At 33.7% G+C, this 18,713-nt stretch carries 15 protein-coding genes; 8 read left to right on the forward strand and 7 right to left on the reverse strand.

The window, feature by feature from the left end; all coding sequences use genetic code 11:
- Position 1 precedes the first annotated feature (1 nt).
- Together K6T82_RS01135 and K6T82_RS01140 are read right to left on the reverse strand one after the other, a co-directional pair.
- Complete coding sequence (locus tag K6T82_RS01135) at positions 2 to 4,021, reverse strand: PAS domain S-box protein (RefSeq protein WP_223704183.1); 4,020 nt, start codon at positions 4,019 to 4,021, stop codon at positions 2 to 4.
- Between the two features lie 11 nt (positions 4,022 to 4,032).
- Positions 4,033 to 4,482 carry a response regulator gene (locus K6T82_RS01140; protein ID WP_223704184.1) on the reverse strand — a complete coding sequence of 150 codons (450 nt, stop codon included), beginning with the start codon at positions 4,480 to 4,482 and terminating at the stop codon, positions 4,033 to 4,035.
- A gap of 535 nt (positions 4,483 to 5,017) precedes the next feature.
- On the opposite strand from K6T82_RS01140, the gene K6T82_RS01145 reads away from it, so the two are divergent.
- Complete coding sequence (locus K6T82_RS01145) at positions 5,018 to 6,463, forward strand: glycosyltransferase family 2 protein (RefSeq protein ID WP_223704185.1); 1,446 nt, start codon at positions 5,018 to 5,020, stop codon at positions 6,461 to 6,463.
- Positions 6,464 to 6,537: 74 nt separating this feature from the next.
- On the opposite strand, the gene K6T82_RS01150 is transcribed toward K6T82_RS01145, so the two are convergent.
- Both K6T82_RS01150 and K6T82_RS01155 read right to left on the reverse strand, forming a co-directional pair.
- Positions 6,538 to 7,245, reverse strand: coding sequence for an AAA family ATPase (locus K6T82_RS01150; protein ID WP_223704186.1), 708 nt, complete (start codon positions 7,243 to 7,245; stop codon positions 6,538 to 6,540).
- A 29-nt stretch (positions 7,246 to 7,274) separates the two neighbouring features.
- Positions 7,275 to 8,006 (reverse strand): YggS family pyridoxal phosphate-dependent enzyme, encoded by a 732-nt coding sequence (locus K6T82_RS01155; protein ID WP_223704187.1) that lies wholly within the window; start codon positions 8,004 to 8,006, stop codon positions 7,275 to 7,277.
- 455 nt (positions 8,007 to 8,461) lie between these two features.
- On the opposite strand from K6T82_RS01155, the gene K6T82_RS01160 reads away from it, so the two are divergent.
- On the forward strand, positions 8,462 to 8,725 hold the full coding sequence (locus K6T82_RS01160; protein ID WP_223704188.1) for a DUF2024 family protein: 264 nt from the start codon (positions 8,462 to 8,464) through the stop codon (positions 8,723 to 8,725).
- A gap of 210 nt (positions 8,726 to 8,935) precedes the next feature.
- Here the strand turns inward: K6T82_RS01160 and pdxR are convergent, their stop codons facing one another.
- Positions 8,936 to 10,348 (reverse strand): MocR-like pyridoxine biosynthesis transcription factor PdxR, encoded by a 1,413-nt coding sequence (pdxR, locus tag K6T82_RS01165; RefSeq protein WP_223704189.1) that lies wholly within the window; start codon positions 10,346 to 10,348, stop codon positions 8,936 to 8,938.
- 160 nt (positions 10,349 to 10,508) lie between these two features.
- Here pdxR and K6T82_RS01170 point away from each other — a divergent pair, with 160 nt between their 5' ends.
- Positions 10,509 to 11,462: a glycoside hydrolase family 43 protein gene (locus tag K6T82_RS01170; RefSeq protein ID WP_223704190.1), complete on the forward strand. Its 954-nt coding sequence runs from the start codon at positions 10,509 to 10,511 to the stop codon at positions 11,460 to 11,462.
- Between the two features lie 68 nt (positions 11,463 to 11,530).
- Here the strand turns inward: K6T82_RS01170 and K6T82_RS01175 are convergent, their stop codons facing one another.
- Positions 11,531 to 11,992 carry a DUF1810 domain-containing protein gene (locus tag K6T82_RS01175; protein ID WP_223704986.1) on the reverse strand — a complete coding sequence of 154 codons (462 nt, stop codon included), beginning with the start codon at positions 11,990 to 11,992 and terminating at the stop codon, positions 11,531 to 11,533.
- A gap of 451 nt (positions 11,993 to 12,443) precedes the next feature.
- Between K6T82_RS01175 and K6T82_RS01180 the strand changes: the two genes are divergently transcribed.
- From K6T82_RS01180 to K6T82_RS01195, 4 genes are all read left to right on the forward strand, one after another.
- Entirely contained in the window at positions 12,444 to 12,752 is a 309-nt protein-coding gene (locus K6T82_RS01180; RefSeq protein ID WP_223704191.1) for a hypothetical protein, read from the forward strand.
- Between the two features lie 101 nt (positions 12,753 to 12,853).
- Positions 12,854 to 14,509: a peptidase domain-containing ABC transporter gene (locus tag K6T82_RS01185; RefSeq protein ID WP_223704192.1), complete on the forward strand. Its 1,656-nt coding sequence runs from the start codon at positions 12,854 to 12,856 to the stop codon at positions 14,507 to 14,509.
- Between the two features lie 3 nt (positions 14,510 to 14,512).
- A complete protein-coding gene (locus K6T82_RS01190) occupies positions 14,513 to 15,865 on the forward strand; it encodes an HlyD family secretion protein (protein WP_223704193.1) in 1,353 nt (450 codons plus the stop codon).
- A 1-nt stretch (position 15,866) separates the two neighbouring features.
- Positions 15,867 to 17,264 carry a TolC family protein gene (locus tag K6T82_RS01195; RefSeq protein ID WP_223704194.1) on the forward strand — a complete coding sequence of 466 codons (1,398 nt, stop codon included), beginning with the start codon at positions 15,867 to 15,869 and terminating at the stop codon, positions 17,262 to 17,264.
- 110 nt (positions 17,265 to 17,374) lie between these two features.
- On the opposite strand, the gene K6T82_RS01200 is transcribed toward K6T82_RS01195, so the two are convergent.
- Positions 17,375 to 17,941, reverse strand: coding sequence for a helix-turn-helix domain-containing protein (locus tag K6T82_RS01200; RefSeq protein WP_223704195.1), 567 nt, complete (start codon positions 17,939 to 17,941; stop codon positions 17,375 to 17,377).
- A gap of 110 nt (positions 17,942 to 18,051) precedes the next feature.
- Between K6T82_RS01200 and K6T82_RS01205 the strand changes: the two genes are divergently transcribed.
- Entirely contained in the window at positions 18,052 to 18,711 is a 660-nt protein-coding gene (locus tag K6T82_RS01205) for an HAD-IA family hydrolase (RefSeq protein ID WP_223704196.1), read from the forward strand.
- The last annotated feature ends 2 nt before the right edge of the window (positions 18,712 to 18,713 follow it).

An 18,713-nucleotide genomic window follows, 5' to 3' on the forward strand; every position in this document is an offset into this window, starting at 1 on the left:
GTTAACTCACCGGAATGTAAATATCAAAAGAAGCACCTTGATTTTGGACACCAGAAGCAGAGATAATTCCGTTATGGTTTTCTACAATCTTTTTTACAATCGCCAATCCGATTCCGGTTCCGTTGTAACGATCTCTTCCGTGTAGGCGCTGGAAAACTTCGAATATTTTTTTGTTGTATTGTGATTCAAAACCAATTCCGTTGTCTGAAACCTGAATGTGACAGTATTTTTTTGTCGGAATCAATTTGTCATTATTAAATTTTTCTGCTGTATCAATTTCACTTTTTATTTTAATGACAATTGGAATTTCAGGATTAGAAAACTTCAATGAATTGCTGATAAGATTATACAACAATTGCTTGAACTGAAACGGAATGATATCAACTTTTGAAGTTTTTTCTACTTCAATCACTGCATTTTTTTGCTCCAGTTCTTCCGTTAAATCTTCTTTTACTTCTTTAATGATTTGAGAGAGATCTGTTTTAATAAAAATTCGTTCCTGACTATTCGTTCTAGAATACGCTAATAAATCATTAATTAGAGTCTGCATTCGCTGTGCCGCGTTTTGCATTCTTCTAAATTTATCTTTCCCGTTTTCAGATAAGCTTTCAGATTCTTTCTCCATAATCTGAGAAGCAAAAGTCTGTATTTTTCGAAGTGGTTCCTGTAAATCGTGACTAGAAATATAAGCAAACGACTGGAGTTCTTTGTTCATTTCTTCCAACTCATTATTTTTCTGCTCCAATTCCAGTGCATTCATTTTCAATGTGTCATCGGCTTTTTTTCTTTCGGTCAAATCATGCGTAACTTTAGAAAATCCGATAATTTCATGTTGTTTATTATGAACGGCAGTAATAACCACACTTGCCCAGAATTTACTTCCGTCTTTTCGTGCGCGCCAACCTTCATGAATCACTTTTCCATTTTCAATAGCAAGTTGTAAAAGTTTTTCAGGCAACTTGCTTTTTTGATCTTCTGGAGTATAGAAAATGGCAAAATATTTCCCGATAATTTCGTCTGCTTTATAACCTTTTATTTTTTCAGCTCCAGCATTCCAGTTTTCGATAATTCCGTGGGCGCTGAGGTATAAAATCGCATATTCCTGAACTTCTTCGACCATTAGATGATAACGTTCTTCACTTTTTCGAAGCGATTCGTTTATCTGAATTAATTCTCTGGTTCGAGCTGTAACCTGTTGTTCGAGTTCGTGTGTAAATGCTTTTTCGGTATGAATATCCGTAAAGGCGCCAACCCATTTTATAATTTTATTATCAATATTGTACACGGGTTCTCCAATTACAGTATGCCATCTGTAACTGCCGTCTTTTCTTCGCATTCTAACATCACATCGATACATTTCTCCAGTAAGAAGTGCGTTTTGCCAAATTCTAACGTTTTCTTGAAAATCTTCTGGATGTATCATGGCTTCCCAAGAGCCTTCAACACCGGGCTGGATTCCAGTATATTCAAGCCATTTTCCAGAAGTAAATAAAGCACCCCCTTCTGCATCGGTTTCCCAAATTAACTGCGGAATACTTTCTGTAAGAGAACGGAAACGCATTTCACTTTCTTCAATTTTCTTTCTGGCTTCTACCTTTTCCGTAACATCAATCAGCGTCATTCTGATTCCTGAAATCGAATTATCGCTTTCGCGGAGTGGTGCAAACTCAAAATCGACATAAAATTGAGAGCCGCCGTTTTCATTGTCAATAAAAAGCAAAGATTCTGATTCAGCATAAACTTCTCCCGATTCGTAGACTTGCTTAAGTAATTTTCCGTATTTCTGTTTTTTAAGTTCTGGAAATAATTTTAAAAGATTTTTTCCTTCAACGTCAGCCATTTGTTTTTTCCACATACGATCCAAAAGAACATAATTGGCCATTTCAATAACAAAATCATTTCCTCTTAAAATAACTTTCGGAACAGGTGACTGCATGATGAGGTTTCGTAGTTTTTTCTCGCTTTCCTCTATTTTCTGCTGGTATTTTTTCTCTTCGGTAATTTCTCTAATTGTCCCGATTAGTTTTTCAGGTTCGTTGTTTTCATCATAAAAAACCTTTCCTTTTCCTTCTATCCAATGAATCGATTGATCTTTCCAGACTACTCGAACTTCATAATTCAAAAAGCCGGAATTTAAAGCCTCTTTAAAACCTTTGTTTCGAATATGTAAATCATCAGGATGCAAATGCGCCAATAATTCTTCATGCGTTAAAGACACTTCTTCGGTATAACCACCAACAATTTCCAGATATCTTTGAGAATAAATTGGAGTTCTGGTCTTTACATTTAATTCCCACGTTCCCAACTCACTGGCTTCTACCACAATTTTAAGACGATCTTCATTGAGTTCGATTTTTTTGCGTGCTTCAACCTTTTCGCTTACTTCTGTAACAGTTACTAAAATTCCAGAAATGGTTCCGTTTTCTTCTTTTAATGGGTTATAAAGAAAGTCAAAATAACAAATTTCGATTTTTCCATAGCGATTAATTGGAACAGGAACTTCATTTCCATGAAAAGGAATTCCCGTATTTAAAACACCGTCTAATAAGTCGCTAACGGTTTCTTTTACTTCTGGAAGAGATTCAAATAATGGTATTCCAACAAACGATTTTTCGTCTCTATCTATCAATTTAAGATAGGCTTCGTTTGCCATTTCGGCTACATAATCTGGACCACGAAGAATTGCAATTCCAACAGGAGCTTGTCGAACAGTATTTCTAAAACGTTTGTCGCTTTCTTCGATTTTTTGTTTAGCCAAAAATAAATCCGTGATTTCTACAGCAGTATTCATTACGCCATAAACTTTTCCATTTGTATCGTAAAGTGGCGTAAAACTGTAATTGAAATAAGAGGTCTTTAATACATTATCAACCAGAATATCAATTCGGGTATTTTGAGAATGAAAAGATTGTCCTGTTTCATAAACGGTTTGCACTTGCTTAAAAATTGGAGCGTCTTTTAATTCTGGAAGAATTTCAGTGTATGTTTTTCCAATTACATCAGGACCTTTTCCCCAAATTTTTATGATAGATTCGTTTGCTAGTTCGATATGCATTTCTTTGCCCACATAAACACCAATAGGAAAAGGAGCGTTTTCTACCAACTGTCTTATTTTTTGTTCACTTTCTTCTACTTTAGAACGAGCCAAAACCTGAGCAGTAACTTCGGTCGCAATTGCTGCAACGCCAGAAATTGTTCCGTCAGCTTCTCTGAGGGCTTCGTAAACAAAATTGATATACGTGTTTTCCGTTTTTCCGTTTCGGTTTAGTTGAACAAAGTGTTCGTCGGTGGTAATTTTTTTTCCATCATTATAAACGCTTTGGAGGATTTCTCCAAGACCTTGTTTTTTTAATTGGGGCAGAACCGAAAAAATGGGTTGATTGATGATGTTTTCTGCTTTTGTTTCCCAAAGCTGCATCATTTGTCCATTGGCGATTTCAACGATAAAATTTTCGCTTCTAAAAATGCACATTGCCACGGGAGCCTGCATAATATTATTGACAAAACGGGAATTGCTTTCTCGTAATGCATCGGCGACAATTTTCTTTTCTGTAGTTTCAATCACGGTCACTAAAATACCGCCAACCGAACCGTCTTCTATTTTGATGGGACTGTATGAAAAATCAAAATAACAATCTTCGATGTAGCCATTTCGATGAAGTGAAACTTTAAAATCAGGAAAACTAACAGCATTTCCTTTCATTACATCGGCGAACATCGGTTCTATCGTTTCCCAGATTTCAGAAAATGTATTTTGAGAACTTCCTCCAAGAGCTTCGGGATGTTTTGAAGTACCAAGAATTGGATGGAAAGCATCGTTGTATAACTGTGTATAACTTTTTCCCCACGCAATGTACATCGCAAAAGGATTGGCAAGCATCATTGCCGTCATGGTCTTTAGACTTTGAGGCCATTTTTCAGGATTTCCCAAAGGGGTTTTACTCCAGTCTTTGGAACGAATTAAACTGCCCATTTCTCCTCCTTCGGACATAAAATAATGTTCCTTTTTATTGCGGTTCATCCAAAGAAGATTTAAGGTTGCAGGATAAAATTGGCTCTTTCGGGCTGTTTGAAATTATTTTCAGATGCTATTGTTAATGCTTTTTCAATAACTGTTTTTAGTTTAGAAAATTCTCCAGGTTTGCGAATGTAATACGATGCGCCTTTCAGGTATAAATTATCAACAATATCATTATCAAGTGACGTAGAAAAAATGATAACCGGAAGATTTCTTAATGTTTCATTTTCTTTGATTTCCGTTAAACATTCTATACCATTTTTACGAGGCATGTTTAAATCAAGAAAAATAAGATCCGGAAGATTATTTATGGCATTGATTTTTAAGAAATCCATCAATTGTACACCATCATGTACCATAGAAAGATCCGTTTTAATAGCTATTTCATCAAGAGCTTCTTTAAAGAAAAGGCAGTCATCCTCGTCATCATCTGCCAGTAAAAGATAGTAGTGCTCCTTACTCATTTTTTTAATCTTTCAATTTAGGGTTAAATTATATTCGGTTAAATTTACTTTTTTTAACTAATATTTCCTTGTTTTTTGTGAAGAATGTTTTCAAGTAAACTATAAAAAGTATTAAATAACGGATTTTTTTTTATGTTGTTTAAACAATTTTGTTTAACGTTTGACGTTTTTATATGTACTTAGGATTTTATTTTTCTTCCTTGATATTCATTTTCCGAAATCTACTTTTTTGCAGAAAAGAAGTATCGAAAATCCTTTCTAAACCTCACTTTTCAGACCCGATTTTTATAATTTATGTGTATACCGTATCCAAAAAGTGTGAAATAATTATACACTATTTTTTGACCTCTTTTTTCTAAATGCCTCTACAATAGCTTATAACTGTATTGGCACGCCGCTTGTAAATTGTGTTTATGTCAAAATCTTTGATGAGTCTGTTTTTTAATTGTTTCTCCCCATACGAGTTTCAAATAAATTAGAAAAGAAGAAGATTTTACTAAAAGCCAAATTAAAAGAATTAAAAAGGAGTATAAGCATGGAAAGCGAAACAATTATCTCAGAACAATTTTATTCGAACAATAGTTCGACTATCAGCAAACAAGCATTGAATGGTTCTTTTTTTAGAACTAATGAAAAAGCAAAGCAAATTCACGTAAAAAGACCTACAAGTCCAATTGGATTAACAATTATTATTGCAACATTTTTATTGATGATTGCAGGTGTATGTTCGGTTTTTTTATTACAAGACGAATTCGAACAATTTCATTTTGAAAGAATCGCTTCGACTTGGGGATTACCATTTTTAATCATCACAACAATTTTATTCTTCTATCAAACAGGAGTTTTCTTGTATAGCTCTTATTTGTATTTAAGATATAAACCAATCGAATCTGTTTCAGACGAATTATTGCCAACTTGTACAATCATTGTTCCAGCATACAATGAAGGAAAATTAGTTTGGGATACTTTATTAAGTCTTGCAGATAGTGATTACCCGGCAGAAAAATTACAGCTTTTGGCTATTGACGATGGAAGTAAAGATGATACATGGTACTGGATGGAACAGGCAAAAGCAAAATTAGGAGATCGTGTAACGATTTTCCAACAACCAAAAAACCAAGGAAAACGTCAAGCTCTTTACAGAGGATTCAAATTAGGAACTGGAGAAATCTTTGTAACAGTAGATAGTGATTCTATTGTGAAAAAAGATACACTTAGAAACTTGGTTAGTCCGTTTGTGGTAAATGAAAAATGTGGTGCTGTTGCAGGAAATGTTCAGGTTTTAAACAACAAATCGGCTATTTTACCAAAAATGCTTAATGTTAGTTTTGTAATGAGTTTCGAATTTCAACGTTCTGCAGAAAGTCAATTGGGTTCTGTGTTATGTACACCAGGAGCTTTGGCAGCTTACAAAAGAGATGCAGTATTCAACTGTCTTCCAGAATGGATCAATCAGACTTTTATGGGAGAACCATCTGATATTGGAGAAGATCGCGCTTTGACAAATATGATTTTAAAACAAGGTTTTGAAGTTAGATTCCAGAGAAATGCAGTTGTATTGACAAATGTTCCTGAAGAATATAAAGGATTGTACAAAATGTTCATCAGATGGGCGAGAAGTAACGTTCGTGAAAACTTGATGATGGCGAAATATGTTTTCAAAGATTTTAGAAAAGAGTCAAAATTTGGTCCAAGAATGTTGTTCTTAAACCAATTCTTTAAAATCGCAATGACGTATCCGTTTATCTTATTTATGTTCTATTTCATTGCCGTTCATCCAATATTATTCTTAAGCTCAACATTTTTAGGAATCTTAATTTTTTCAAGTTTCTCTATGATCTTTTATGCAAAAAGATACAACTTGGCAGAGTCTTTCTGGGCGTATTCTTACAGTGTTTTCTACACTTTCAGTTTATTCTGGATTGCACCTTATGCGATAGCAACTGCTAACAAAAAAGGATGGCTGACAAGAGGGCTTTAAAATTGTACACTATCATTCTATTATATAAAACTCCGTAAAGAAAAACCCGCTGTATTTGCAGCGGGTTTTTTGATTTATTGTTGAATATCTAAAGAAGCGATAATCTGTTTTTTCATTGCAGTATGAATATAATCTAAAGCTTCGGCATATGAAATGGAATAACGTCTTTCGATGTTTTGAAATTGCTGAGGGAATTCATTTAAAATTTTATCATAATAAATATCCAGTTGTTTTTCTGTCGGCATTTCATATTTCAAACGAAGCTGAAATCTTCTCAATAAAGCACTATCAATTATTTCGTAATGATTGGTTGCGCAAATCAATAAACTATCTGAAGGGAAATAATCTATAAGCTGGATAATAGTATTAACCAAACGTCTCATTTCGCCTACATCTTTATCATCACTGTCACGACTTTTTCCGATTTGATCAAATTCGTCCAGAAACAAAACTGCTCTTTCGCGAATTGCTTTGTCAAAAATCGCTTTTAAGTTTTTAGAAGTTTCCCCGATTCTGGCGTCAATAACAGTGCTGAGGTTGATAATGATAATTTTTTTATCTAAAGTATTTGCAATCGCTTTTGCTGTTGTTGTTTTGCCACAACCAGAACTTCCGTGCAGTAAAATCTTGTTGTCAACCTTAAGATTGTATTTTTTTAATTCGTCGATATATTGATGCTCTTTGATAATCTGAAGCAAAGACGCTTTATTTTTATCGCTAAAAAATAAATCGTCCAAAGCAATTTTTTCAGTATCAATTACAGTAAGATCATTCAGGTTCATCTGCGTTTTATTTGCTGCAAAATTAAGTTTTATTCTGCAATGTTTTCATTCCAGATTTCTTTTCCCAAAAAGCGATTTCCAAAGATTGAAGTTCCGACTCTTACCATATTAGAACCTTCTGCAATGGCAAGTTCTAAATCTTGAGACATTCCCATAGAAAGTTTTAAATCTTGTAAACCGTCAATTCCTTCCGAGTAGATTTCGTCGCGAACAGTTCGTAAAAGTCGTAAAGACGGAATCATTTTTTCTTTCTCCACATCCAAAAGTCCGATGGTCATTAAACCTTTGATATTTAGAGTTTCGTAAGTTTTTATTTTTTTTATGAATGATAAAACCTCTTCAGGAGCCAGTCCAAACTTACTTTCTTCATAAGAAGTATTCACCTGAACGAAAACATCTAATTTTCTATTTTGGTTTTGAAGTTGTTTGTGCAGTTCGTCAGCGAGACTTAAACGGTCTAGAGATTGAATGCACGTTACGTATTTTAAAACATCCTTTACTTTATTGGTTTGAAGATGTCCAATAAAATGTCTTTCTATAGGAAGATGTTGCAAAACATCATTTTTATCTCGCAATTCCTGCATTTTATTTTCGCCAATTAAAGTTTCGCCAGCCTCGATCGCAAGACGTATTTGTTCTGCAGCAACAGTTTTGGTAGCCAATAAAAGTCGTACATCGTTGGGGTTTCTTCCAACAATTTTGCAAGCGTTTTCGATTCGCTGGTGCACTTTAATCAAATTAAAAATAATATCGTTTTTCATAAAGCAAAATTAATTCTAATCTGGAAGGTGTTTTGATCCAGTTTTTATAATTAAATGTGGTCCAGTTGAAATCAAACAAATATAAATTGTGTTAGTAAGTCATTGAAGTTTTTCAGTAGCCCCTAGTTTTAACTAGGGGATTTTTAGAAGTTACCAAAATTCGGCTTTAGCCAAATAGATATATTTTAGGCTAAAGCCATTCTTGAGCTAATTCTATATACCTCCATCTAAAGATGGAGGCAATTGAATTTCAAAACAAGTTTATTTAAAATTTTGACTGGACCAGTACATTAAAAAAAATGAAAAAACTGGACGATTCGCCAATTCCAAAACCAATATAAATTTGCAGAGTAAAATGAAGTCTCTAAGTTTCTGAGATTTTAAGGTGCTAAGTTATTTAGCGAATAGAAAACCTTAGAAGCTCAGTATCTTAGCTACTTAGAACCTTAAAAAAAATGAAAATAGCAGTTTGGGATACCTATGTAACCCGTAAAGATGGAAAAATTATGCATTTTGATATTTTAGTTGATGAAAATGTTAACGATGCAGAACAAGTATATGAATATGGAAAAATATACTTAAAAAGTGTTGATCAAGAAGGACAAGCATTGTCTTCTAAAGAGTGTCGTTTCTGTCACATTGATAAAGCGCCTATTGAAGTAGAAAACCAAGTTCGGGAGAATGGTTTTTCTATTATTGAAATGGAGAACTGTAATTAAATTTTTTAAACACATAGAGACATAGTTATAGAGACTTTGAAAAAAGACGTTTCACTTTCATAAATTCACATAGCTATGTGTAATGACGAGTCATTCTATTTTTGTCTTTTCAAGCAACATAAAATCTATGTTTCTATGTGTTATAAAAAAGCTTCGACTTCGCTCAGCCAGACAAACTTTGTGTCACCCTGAACGAAGTCGAAGGGCTTTTTACAACAATTTAGAAAGTGCTTTTATACCTTCTTCAATCTGTTTTTCTGAAAGAGAAGCATAACCCAAACGAAAACCTCGTATTGTTTTATCGAAACTAAATCGGTCTGGACTCATTATCTGAATGCCTTGTTGTTTTAGTTTTTCGAAAACTTCCAAAACATCAATTTCTGCTTTCGGAACAATCCAAAATGCAAGTCCGCCTTCGGGTTTTGTAAAAATGATTTTGTTTTGAAGATATTGATTTAGAATACTTTCAAAATAGTCTCTTTTAGTTCGGTAAACCAAATTAGCTCTTTTAAGATGACGCTTTATTTTGCCTTCATTGATGAGGTTCAGAATTGCTTCTTCCATAATATTATCGCCCTGAACATCGATGATTTTTCGATGGTTTCCGATTTTTAGAATGTTTTCGGAAGAACTTACTAAATAACCAATACGCAAAGCAGGCGCAACTACCTTACTAAAACTTCCAATGTAAACATAATTCTTCAAAGCAGAATAACTAGAAACAGGAAGAATTGGGCGTTGTCCAAAATGAAATTCGTTATCGTAATCATCTTCAATTATCGTAAAATTATATTGATTGGAAAGTTCAATCAATTTCAATCTCTTTTTTAGAGACAAAGTAACCGTAGTAGGAAATTGATGATGAGGTGTAACATATATTGCTTTTATGTTTTTGTGTTTCTGCAGATATTTTTCGACCTGATCAGTATTTAATCCGTCCGATTCAACATCGATAGGAAGTAATTTTGCACCAGAATTTTCAAAAGTTTCCCAAGCGGGTTTATAACCAGGATTTTCAACCAAAACATAATCGCCTGATTTTAATATACAATGCGAAGCCAAATACATTGCCATCTGACTTCCTCTTGTAATACAAATTTGTTCAGACGAAATGCTCATACCGCGTTTGAAATTCAGCATTTGAGCAATTGATTTTCTAAACTCCGGATTCCCTAATTCGCTGCTGTAACCCATAATCTGCCAACGCGATTTTCGGCTAAACAATTCACGATAGGCTCTTGCCAAATCATTCATCGGTGCCAAACGGCTATCAGGAAGTCCATCATCAAAAACTAAAAAACTTTTAGAGGTTTCGACGCTAGTTTTTAGGTCGTTTTTGTTTACTGTAGAATGATCGATTTTGGGTAATGAATGCGTAACAAAAGTTCCTTTTCTGTCAAAGGTTTCCAGCCAGCCTTCGGCAGTTAAAACGTCTAAAGCTTCTACAACTGTATTTCGGTTTACTTTTAATAATTGTGCCAATTGTCTGCTTCCTGGAAGTGCGTTGCCACTTATTAGTTTTCCTGTTTTTACAGCATCGATTACAGCATCGGCAATTTGAAGATAAACTGCTTTATCTGATTTTTTGTCAAGCTGAATTTCTAATGGCCAAGGTCGAAGCATCTGGACTGTTTTTTTAATTATAAATAAAGATAATTCACTAGTCCAAAATTACAACATTCTAAAATAAAAGATAGATCGAAAGTGCATTTTCTGAAAAAGTTTGAAACTCAAATTCAATACTTTAAAATGTTTTGTTACATTTAAAATAAAAAAACATACTATGAAAAAGATTTTCTTATTGTTTCTGATTATTACCTCGTTGCATACTTATGCTCAAAATAATCCCATTTTTAAAGGATTGTACGCAGATCCCGAAGGAATTATCTTTGACAAAACCTATTGGGTATATCCAACTTATTCGGCACCTTTTGACGATCAGGTTTTTTTTGATGCTTTTTCTTCTCCTGATTTGGTAAACTGGACAAAACATCCAAGAATTCTGGATACAACGGCTGTAAAATGGGCAAAGCGTGCGATGTGGGCGCCATCCATCATTAAAAATAAAAATAAATATTTCCTGTTTTTTGGTGCGAATGATATTCATGAAGGGGAAACAGGCGGAATTGGAGTTGCAGTTGCCTCTAAACCAGAAGGACCTTATAAAGATTATTTAGGAAAACCTTTAGTAGATAAAATTATAAATGGTGCGCAACCCATTGATCAATTTGTTTTTAAAGATAAAGACGGTCAGCATTATTTAATTTATGGCGGTTGGAGACATTGTAATATTGCTAAACTCAAATCCGATTTTACTGGATTTATTCCTTTTGAAGATAAAACGATTTTTAAAGAAATGACACCAGATAATTATACAGAAGGACCTTTTATGTTCATCAAAAACAACAAATATTATTTTATGTGGTCTGAAGGTGATTGGGGTGGACCAGATTATTGTGTGGCGTACGGAATTGCAGATTCGCCAATGGGACCTTTTAAAAGAATTGGAAAAGTATTAGAATCGGATCCGAAAATTGCTCGTGCCGCCGGACATCATTCTGTAATAAAAGTGCCCAATAAAGAGCAATATTATATTGTGTACCACAGAAGACCTTTGACAGAAACCGTAATGCATTCGAGAGAAACGTGTATAGAAGAAATGTTTTTTGATGAAAATGGTTTTATCAAACCTGTTGTTTTGACCAATGAGGGGGTAAAAGCTAATCCTTTAAAATAAAATAGGAAAACGTAAAAAATGAAAAAGGGAATAGCTTAAAAACTATTCCCTTTTTTTACCTAAGAATATTAAGAAAGTACTGCAATTGGCAGATTGACAGTGTTTTTTTGAGTAAAATTTAAGGTCAGCTGATCTAAATGACCAAAGAAGAAAGTATCTAAAACTTGTTGGAAAACAGGATGTGCATTTTCTACCTGTACAAACAAACTCATAGAAGAATGTAGTTTTTTTGCGCCTAATTCTCCTAAAATACCTTCAGCCGATTTTTTGTTTAAAGTCAGCATCAGTTTCGAAATTTCGATTAAGTGTTTGGATAAAATCGGATGATTTAAAAACTCTGTTGCTTCTTTCAAATCAGCAACAGCATAATAATCAGAAATAGGACTTTTTCCTAAACCTTTGATTTGAGGAAAAATAAACCACATCCAGTGTGTTTCTTTTTTTCCTTTTTTAATTTCAGAAAAAGCAGTTAAATACAATTTATTTTGTGCATCTAAAAATCGGGTCAAATCATTCTGTGCGTAAGTCATATCTTGATTCTGTATTAAATCGTTTATAAATGGAGTTTCTTGTATGGGTAACACTTTTATATTTCTTTATTAAACTTCAAATTTTCGAATTCCAAAAGTAGAATGTAAATCGGTTTGAGATTTATAGAATTGCCATTTGGAGTTACATAATTCCGATAATTTTGAACTGTAGGAATGTCTTGTTAATTTATTTTTAAAGTTTCGTAAAGACCCAAATTCTAATGTTATTCTAATGTTGGAGAAATTATTTAGGTCTAAATTGCGCGCTTAGAAAAATGATAATAAACGCCTTAAATCACTGGGATTTTAAATCAAATTGAAGTCAATTGATTAAAATCGTGGCCTTTTTTAGACTATGTTGAATAAAATTAAAAATAGCTTTTTATGTAAATGCCTTCAGGCGTTACTTGTCGGCTATTTCTTAATTAGCAGTCTAAATCTTTCCAACAGTATGGCTCAAATCATCAGTGATAACGCCGAGACTTATACTGTAAAAGGCATTACATGTAATTTTCTAAAAAAAATCTTCAAGTGCGACGGTATTCCGGAAGAACTGGATGACTACAAAACAAAAGATACCAAAACAGCCAAATTAGCAAAAGGAATTCCCTTAATGGAATATTTAATTTCATCAGAATCATTGATGCCTAATTTTTATTTTTTGATAGAATCAGAAGGAAATAAATATATTGACAATACAATCTTCTCGTTTGGTTTTCATGGTAAAATAGATATACCGCCTCCTCGGGTAAACTCATAAATACTTGTTTTTTTAAGGATTAGGAAAGAAATCTTGATCTTAAATGCGGTTTTTGCCGTATATTTATTCTATGTAATAATCTTGTATTTATACTTAAATTCATGACACCATTTAAACGTTTTTATAACTTATTGCAGCTCGATAAGCGCGATGTTTATCAGATTATCTTTTATGCTGCATTTGCGGGTTTAGTAAACCTTTCACTGCCTTTAGGAATTCAGGCAATTATTAATTTCATTCAAAGCGGACAACTCAGCGTTTCTTGGATTATTCTGGTAATTCTAGTAACGGTTGGAGTAGGTTTTGGTGGAGTTTTAACGATTTTACAATTGAGGATTGTAGAGAATTTACAACAGCGAATTTTTGTACGTTCTTCATTTGAATTTGCATACAGAATGCCTTTAATTAAATTTAAAGAAATGTATTCAGAATATGCTCCAGAAAAGGCCAATCGTTTTTTCGATACTTTGATGGTTCAGAAAGGAACAGCAAAACTGCTTCTTGATTTTTGTACGGCATTTTTACAAGTTGGTTTAGGTATTATTTTGCTGGTACTTTACCATTCTTTCTTTATGGTTATCGGGCTTCTTTTCATTGTTATTTTATGGGTTATTTTTAAATTTTCTTATAAAGATGGTTTAGAAACCAGTTTGAACGAATCGAAGTTTAAATATAAAGTTGCTGCGTGGCTTCAGGAAATTGCGAGAAACAGAGAAAGTTTCCGTAGAAAAGGCGCTTTTGAATATGCTTTAGAAAGAAACGACGGTTATGTGAGCAACTACGTCAATTACCGTGAAAAACACTTTCAGGTAATGAAAAAACAATATATTCAGCTTACTATATTTAAAGTAATTGTTACAGCTGCCTTATTATCGATCGGTGGTTTTCTGGTAATTCACCACCAAATGAACATAGGGCAGTTCGTAGCAGCTGAAATCGTAATTGTATTGTTAATCAACTCTGTAGAAAAAATCATTTTCGGATTAGAGTCTTTCTACGACGTTTTGACTTCTGTTGAAAAAATTGGTCAGGTTACCGATATGGAGATTTCATGCATTCCTGAAACTTCAGACAAAACTGAGAAAGGAATCAATATTGAAACCGAAAGTATCAATTACAATTATCCAGAACACAGTAAAAAATCGCTTAAGAATATTAATCTTAAAATTTCTCAAGGAGAAAAAATCATTCTTACCGGAACAAACGGTGCTGGAAAAAGTACTTTATTGCGATTACTTTCTGGTGTTTTAGAACCAGAAAGCGGTGCCATGTATGTGACAGATAATTATATGAATCGTTTAAGCGAAGATACATACCGAGCGCAGGCAGGAACGTATTTGCAAGGCGATACTTTATTTGCAGGAACAATTCGTGAGAATATTGTTTTTGGGAATGAAGAATTAAATAGTGACGATTTAAAATGGGCTTTAGATAATGTTGGTCTTACACCATACATTAAGACTTTCGAGAATGGATTAGAAAATCAGATTCATCCCGGAGGACGCGAACTTTCTGCTTCTGATGTTCAAAAAATCCTTTTGGCGAGAAGTATTGTGAGCAGACCAAATATTTTATTCTTAGAAGATCCGGTTGATAAAATGGACGAATTGACTTCGAATAAAATTGTTGATTTTTTACTTTCCGAAGAAAATGACTGGACTGTAATTGTAACTTCTAAAAGTGATATTTGGAAGAGCAAATGCAGTCGTATGATCACCATCGATGACGGAAAAATTATTAACGACATAAAGCTTTAATCCATGCTTAATATATCTAAAGATAATAACGTACTTATAACTCCGGGGAAATACAAATCGATTACAAGTGTAGCCCGAAGACCACATTACAGAATTTTAAATAAAGTAATCATCGGATTTCTGATATTTTGCGTTTGCTGTTTATTTCTGCCTTGGACGCAGAATATTTCAGGAAGTGGTTCTGTTACTACTTTAAAACCAGATCAAAGACCGCAGACAGTGCACAATGCAATTGCTGGTCGAATTGAAAAATGGTTTGTAAAAGAGGGTGATTATGTAAAAAAAGGAGATACTATTCTTTTTATTTCTGAGATCAAAGAAGATTACCTGGATCCAAATTTGGTTAACAATACCAAACAACAGGTTGATGCTAAAAAAATGGCAGCAGAATCATACAGTGATAAAGTAGGTTCCCTTGACGTTCAGGCGCAGTCTTTGAATACAGAAAGACAATTGAAATTGCAACAGGCTCAAAACAAAATTCGTCAGTCACAGCTGAAAATAAAAAGCGACAGTATGGATCTTGTGGCGGTTAGAACGCAGTTGAGAATCGCAAAAACACAGTTTGATCGTTCAACGGCTTTAAATAAAGAAGGTTTAAAACCAATGACAGATGTCGAGCAGAAAAGATTGAAACTACAAGAGGCAGAGGCTTATATTATTACACAAGAAAATAAACTGTTAAGCAGCAGAAACGAATTGATAAATGCAAAAGTTGAAATTAACAGAATTACGGCTGAATATGCAGAGAAAATTTCGAAATCTAGAAGTGATAAATTTACCGCTTTAAGTACTCAGTACGATACAGAAGCTCAAGTAAATAAACTTGAAAATCAGTATACTAATTACAGATTGAGAAATGGTTTATACTACATTACAGCACCTCAAAGTGGTTATATTAACCGTGCTTTATTAGCAGGTCTTGGAGAAACAATTAAAGAAGGTACTTCTGTAGTAAGTATCATGCCTTCTCAATATGATATCGCAGTAGAAACCTATGTTGACCCAATCGATTTGCCATTGGTGCACCGTGGCGCAAAAGTTCGTGTTTGGTTTGACGGATGGCCGAGAATTGTATTTTCTGGTTGGCCTGGATTGTCTTACGGAACTTATGGCGGTAAAGTGGTAGCTATAGAAAACTTTATTAGTCCGAATGGGAAATACAGAATTTTGGTTTCACCAGATGGAGAAGATCGTCACTGGCCAAAAGAATTGAGTATTGGTGCCGGAGCACAAAGTATTGCTTTGCTGGAAACGGTTTCGGTATGGTATGAAATTTGGCGAAACCTGAATGGTTTTCCACCAAATTATTATAATTCAGGAGAAAAAGAAGCAAAAGGAAAGGAGAAAAAGTAAAATGAGAAATCTTGTAAAATTGTTTTCTTTCTTAATGCTGTTCTGCTTTTCTACATTGCAAAGTCAAAATTTTGATCAAGAAGAATTGACTTTTATTGAGTTTTTGGGATATGTAAAAAAATACCATCCGCTCGTAAAACAAGCCAATCTTGAAGTGACCAATGCACAGGCAAAATTGATGGCAGCAAGAGGCGGATTTGATCCGAAAATTGAAGTAGATTACAATAAGAAAGAATTTAAAGGCACAGAATATTATTCGTTGTTAAACAGCAGTTTTAAAATTCCGACTTGGTACGGAATTGAAGTAAAAGCCGGTTTTGATGATACAGACGGACAATATTACAATCCACAAAACCGCACGCCAGAAGCAGGTTTAACTTCGCTTGGTGTAAGTGTGGCTTTGGGGCAAGGAATGTTCATCAATCAGCGAATGGCTGATGTGAGAGAAGGAAAACTACAGGTAAAATTAAGTGACGCACAGCGAAAACTAAGAGCCATTGAAGTTTTATATCAGGCAAGCGAAGCTTATTTTGAATGGAGAAAAAGCTACAATGAGGCAGAATTGTATAAGAGTTATTTAGGTTTTGCAAGCACTCGTTTTGTTGGTGTTAAGAAACTTATAGAATCTGGAGATTCACCTGCAATTGATAGTGTAGAGGCTAAGATTACGGTGCGAAATAGAGAGCTGAACGTTGAAAACGGAAATTTAAAATTAGCGAAAGCAAAATTGAAATTGGCTAATTTTTTATGGATTGAAAATGTTCCGGTTGAATTGGGCGAAATGGTAAAACCTGAGCAGAATCTAGGTCAGACAATCGAAGAAACTTTACGTACAGATGCCATGATGGTTGATGTAGAGTCATTAGATTCACATCCGAAAATCCAGTCTATGGAAACCAAATTATCTATCTTGGAAGTAAATCGTCAGTTGAAAGCCAATTCGCTATTGCCAAAAATAAACGTGGGTTACAATTATATTTCAGAACCAAATTACTGGAATACTTTTAACGCTGATGATTATAAGTTTAATATCGATTTTAGTTTTCCAATTTTCTTAAGAAAGGAGAGAGGGAATTTAAAAATGGCTAAAATTAAGATTCAGGATATGCAATTTGATATTGGACAGCAAAGATTGGAGTTAAAGAATAAAATCAAGGCGCAACAAACCGAAATTGCTTCTTTAAGAAAACAAAAAGTCGTTATTGATAATTTGGTTAAAGATTATATGACGATGTTAAACTCAGAAGAAAAACTATTTTCTTTTGGTGAAAGTTCGATTTTCTTAATCAATTCGAGAGAGAATAATTTGGTAAGTGCGAAGTTATCTCAAATCAGTTTGGAAAACCAGTTTTATCTTTCGAATGCCGAATTGTACAAGATATTGGCAAACCCAGATTAAGACATAAAATATACGGTTCGCGATAGCTGTATTATATTAATTTTTCGATTTAATTTTAAAAAAAAGCTTCAGATATTTTCTGAAGCTTTTTTTATTATCTCTTGTGAAATTTAATTGTCAAAGAAATAAACAATCAGCATTTTACATGGCTTAGAACTTTTGTTTACAGGCACGTGTTTCAATCTTCCATCAAAGAAAAGAGAATCTCCTTCTTTTAAAGTATAGGTTTCATTGGCAATCAAATAATCTACTTCGCCAGAAAGAATATATTTGTATTCATAAGCATCTGTCGTCACTTGATCTCTGTAGCTGTTTGGTTCTAAAGTCAAAAACACTATATCTACTGTTGAGTTTTTTATCGTACGCGTCAAGAAACGTTCGTACAAGAAACCACTTGAACCTTCTTTTTGAAACTGATCATAGGTATCTTTTCTTTTGATAATAACCAATTCTTCTTCCTGTGAAATGTCTTTAAAGAATTCGCTAAGGTTAACCTGCAGTGCCGTTACGATACTCAAAAGAACAGTCAATGAAGGAATACTTCTCCCATTTTCAATCTGCGAAATCATACCTTTTGTTACCCCGCTTAAATCTGCAAGTTCCTGTAAGGTAAAGCCGTTATCGGTTCTATATTGTTTTATTCGTTTGCTAATTTCTAAAATTACTACTCCTTCCATGTTTAGTATGTGTATACAAAGTTTATTTAAATTAAACATTATTTTACCTTTTGTTTACATATAGTAAACAAAGGTATAGTAATATTGCACTGTAAAAATAAACAAAAAATATGGAATTAATTGTATTTGACATGGCTGGTACTACAGTCCAAGACGAAAATAAAGTTGGGTTAACATTGCAGACTGCTTTAAAAGAATTTGGTTATGAATTTTCAATAGAGGAAATAAATGTTGTAATGGGATATGAAAAACCAGTTGCAATTTCAATTTTAATAAATGATGAAAATGTTGAAGCTACTTTAATCAACAAAATTCACCAATCGTTTGTAGAGAAAATGATTGCTTACTACAAACAAAGCAATGAAGTAAAGTCAACTCCAAATGCTTATGAAACGATTCAATACTTAAGAAGCAACGGAATCAAAGTAGCTTTCGATACTGGATTTTCAAGGCCAATTGCCGATGCTATTTTCGAGAAACTAAACTGGAAACAAGGAATCGATTTTGATTTCAGCATCACTTCAGACGAAGTAGAGCACGGTCGTCCTTACCCAGATATGATTTTCAAAGCAATGGAACATTTTAATATTTCTGATGCTTCAAAAGTTGGAAAAGTCGGCGATACAATGTCTGATTTGCAACAAGGAGAAAACGCAAAATGCGGTTTAGTAGTTGGTGTTACAACTGGAGCTTACAGCAGAGAAGAACTGCAAAATCATTACCACAATTACATTATTGATAATCTTTCAGAGTTAAAAAACAATCTTTAATT

Origin of the sequence: Flavobacterium potami (assembly GCF_020026915.1) — a bacterium.
GTDB lineage: Bacteria > Bacteroidota > Bacteroidia > Flavobacteriales > Flavobacteriaceae > Flavobacterium > Flavobacterium potami.